Annotated in this window: 1 protein-coding gene; it reads left to right on the top strand. The window is 45.0% G+C overall.

The features are described 5' to 3' along the window. Positions 1-12: 12 nt before the first annotated feature. On the top strand, positions 13-3177 hold a 3165-nt coding region (locus DDR33_RS12990; protein WP_109416379.1), incomplete at its 3' end, for a glycoside hydrolase family 2 TIM barrel-domain containing protein.

Below are 3177 nucleotides of genomic sequence, written 5' to 3'. Positions count from 1 at the left end.
AAGTTATATAAAATGAGATTTTTCAATATTGTTTTTTTCGTTTTTGTTTTAGGGGTAAATATTCCGGCAGAGGGTCAGGAGCTTCCTTCTGAGCTGCTGTCTCCTGATATTGTGTCGGTTAACAGAATGCCGATGCGGGCAGCTTCTTTTGCTTATGAGAGCAGGGAACTGGCAGAGCGGAGGGAAAGAGAGAAATCTGCTTTCTTTCTGTCGCTGAATGGAAGCTGGAAGTTTAACTGGGTGAAGGATCCGCGAAAGCGTCCCCTTGATTTCTTCAGAAACGAATATGATGATTTGGGATGGACTGATTTTAAGGTTCCGGCGAATTGGGAGCTGAATGGATATGGGACGCCAATTTATATTAATACTTCTTACGAGTTTACAGGTCACGCTAAAAAGAACGAAAAGTTAAATCCTCCCTATGATATTCCTGCGGATAATAATCCTGTAGGTTCATACAGGAAGAAAGTGCTTATTCCTGAATCCTGGGACGGCAGGCAGATCTTTATTCATCTGGGGGCGGTAAAGTCAGCTTTTTTCATTTGGGTAAATGGTGAGAAGGTGGGTTACAGTGAAGACAGCAAATTGGCGGCGGAGTTTGATATTACCCGGTATGTAAAGACCGGGGAGAACCTGATCGCCCTGCAGGTGTACAGGTGGAGTGATGCGAGCTACCTGGAATGCCAGGATATGTGGCGGATTTCGGGCATTGAAAGAGATGTTTTTCTTTATTCCACACCTAAACTGGACATCCGCGACTTTAAGATATCCGCCGGACTTGGCGCTGACTGCCGGGATGGTATCCTGGAGATCTCGGCAGAGGTGAACAATTATAAGATTGACGGAAAAGGGTTTCATAGCGTTCCTGATACTTTCAGTGTGAGTGCTGAGCTTGTAGACAGTGAAGGAAAAAGAACGGTTTATGAGGCTGTTCAGTCGAAGCAAAGTATATTGGGCAATTACAAACATGTGGTGTTCTTCAAAGCGGACATTCCCTCTGTTAGAATTTGGTCTGCGGAGATTCCTGATTTGTATACGGTATACCTGACCCTGAAAGATAAAACGGGCAAAATACTGGAGGTCATTCCCCAAAGGATCGGTTTCCGGTCTGTTGAGATTAAGGACCGGAACTTCCTGGTGAATGGAAAAAGGGTGTTGCTGAAAGGGGTGAACAGGCATGAACATCATCCTAAAAACGGGCATGTATTGTCGAAAGAAGATATGCTCCGGGACGTTGAGATGATGAAGAAACTGAATATTAATGCGGTAAGGCAATCTCACTATCCTCCGGATCCCTACTGGCTGGAGTTGTGCGATCAGTATGGCTTATATGTGGTGGATGAGGCTAATATAGAATCTCACGGGCGGGGCTACGAACTGCCTTACACCCTTGGCAATGACAAAAGATGGTTAAAGGCTCATATGGAACGGATAAGCCGGATGTATGAGCGTGATAAGAATTTTACATGTGTGGTGACCTGGTCGCTTGGTAACGAGGCTGGTAACGGGATAAACTTTTATGAGGGGTACGACTGGCTTAAAAAACAGGATTCAAGGCCTGTCCAGTACGAAAGAGCAGAATCTGACTATAATACGGATTTAATGGTTCCTCAATATCCTGCTCCTTCTTCCATGATCAGCTATTCAAAGAGTAATCCGGACAGGACGATGATCATGAGTGAATATGCACATATCATGGGGAACGGGCTGGGAAATTTTAAGGAATACTGGGAAGCGATAAGGAACTGCCCTTACCTGCAGGGGGGCTTTATATGGGAATGGATCGATCAGTCTATTGACACAGTGAAAAATGGCCGCAGGATACTGGCTTATGGGGGTGATTTTCCGCTTGAAGGACCGGCAGATCCTAATTTGAGTGATAATAATTTCTGTGTAAAGGGTGTGGTAACCGCTTATCATAAGCTCACTCCAATGGCGATAGAAATTAAGAAGGTTATTCAGCCTATCCAGACTTTGATGAAAAGTCCGTTTATGCTTGAGGTGAAGAATGAATATTTTTTCAGGGACCTTTCGAATATTCAATTACAGTGGGAAGTATTAAGGGATGGCAGGATTTGTGAGAAGGGGAAAGTGCTGAACCTTACTGCTTCAGCAGGTGAAATATTACCTCTTCGTATACATGCCAGAACTAATACTGATGATGGAAGGGAATATTTCCTTAACGTTCATTATTTTCTCAAACAAGCGGAACCTCTTCTTCCTGCTGGTCATGAAGTTGCGTATGAACAGTTTCCTTTGGGGCCGCCGCCGGTTGTTACCGCATATCCGGCAAAAATCCGGGAGAAGCTGCGTCCGGAATACAGAGACAGCATTCTGACAATAAGCGGTAAAGGTTTTTCTGCTCAATGGGACTTTCGGAAGGCAATGATGTCCGGGTATTTGCTTGATGGGCAGCCTGTGCTTCTTGGCGGGCCTGTTCCCGATTTTTGGAGAGCTCCTACGGACAATGATATCGGTACGGGTTTTAACAAATCGATGAGGGTGTGGAGAGAGGCTTATTCATCGGGTACAATCCTGGAAGCAGTATGGAATGAACGACCGGATGGAACTTATGAAATTAAGTTTAGCCGCAGTCTGCTGAACGGTGATGCTGTATGCGGGCAAACTTTTTTGGTATTTGCGGATGGTACTATTTCTGTTCAAAACCGACTGAAAGTTATAAAAGGCAATTATCCTCTTTTGATGCGGGTGGGAACGAACCTGCAGATGAGGAAGGAGTTTGACAGGATAGAATGGTACGGACGTGGTCCCTGGGAAAATTATTGGGACAGGAAATCGGCTTCATTGCTGGGTTTGTATTCTCAGTCTCTTAAAGATCAGTATTTTCCTTACGCAAGGCCACAGGAGAGCGGTAATAAATCGGATGTACGCTGGGTGAAATTTACTGATAAGAAAGGCAGGGGGATAAGGTTTGAATTTACGGATAGTTTACTTAACTTTTCGGCATTGCCTTATAGCTTGAATGATCTTGACCCTGAGGAGGATAAGAAACAGTATCACTCTGGTGAACTGAGCGAAAAGGATCGGGTTTACATGCACATTGACCTCCAGCAAACCGGCTTGCAGGGAATAGATAGCTGGGGCGCCTGGCCGTTGAAGGAATATATGATTCCGTACAGGGATCAGAGTTACGGGTTTGTGATGAGACCGGTGGGG

Origin of the sequence: Pararcticibacter amylolyticus, from assembly GCF_003130405.1 — a bacterium.
Classification (GTDB): domain Bacteria; phylum Bacteroidota; class Bacteroidia; order Sphingobacteriales; family Sphingobacteriaceae; genus Arcticibacter; species Arcticibacter amylolyticus.
The sequence above is the reverse complement of the archived record's forward strand: the minus strand, read 5'-3'. Positions and strand labels throughout refer to the sequence as shown.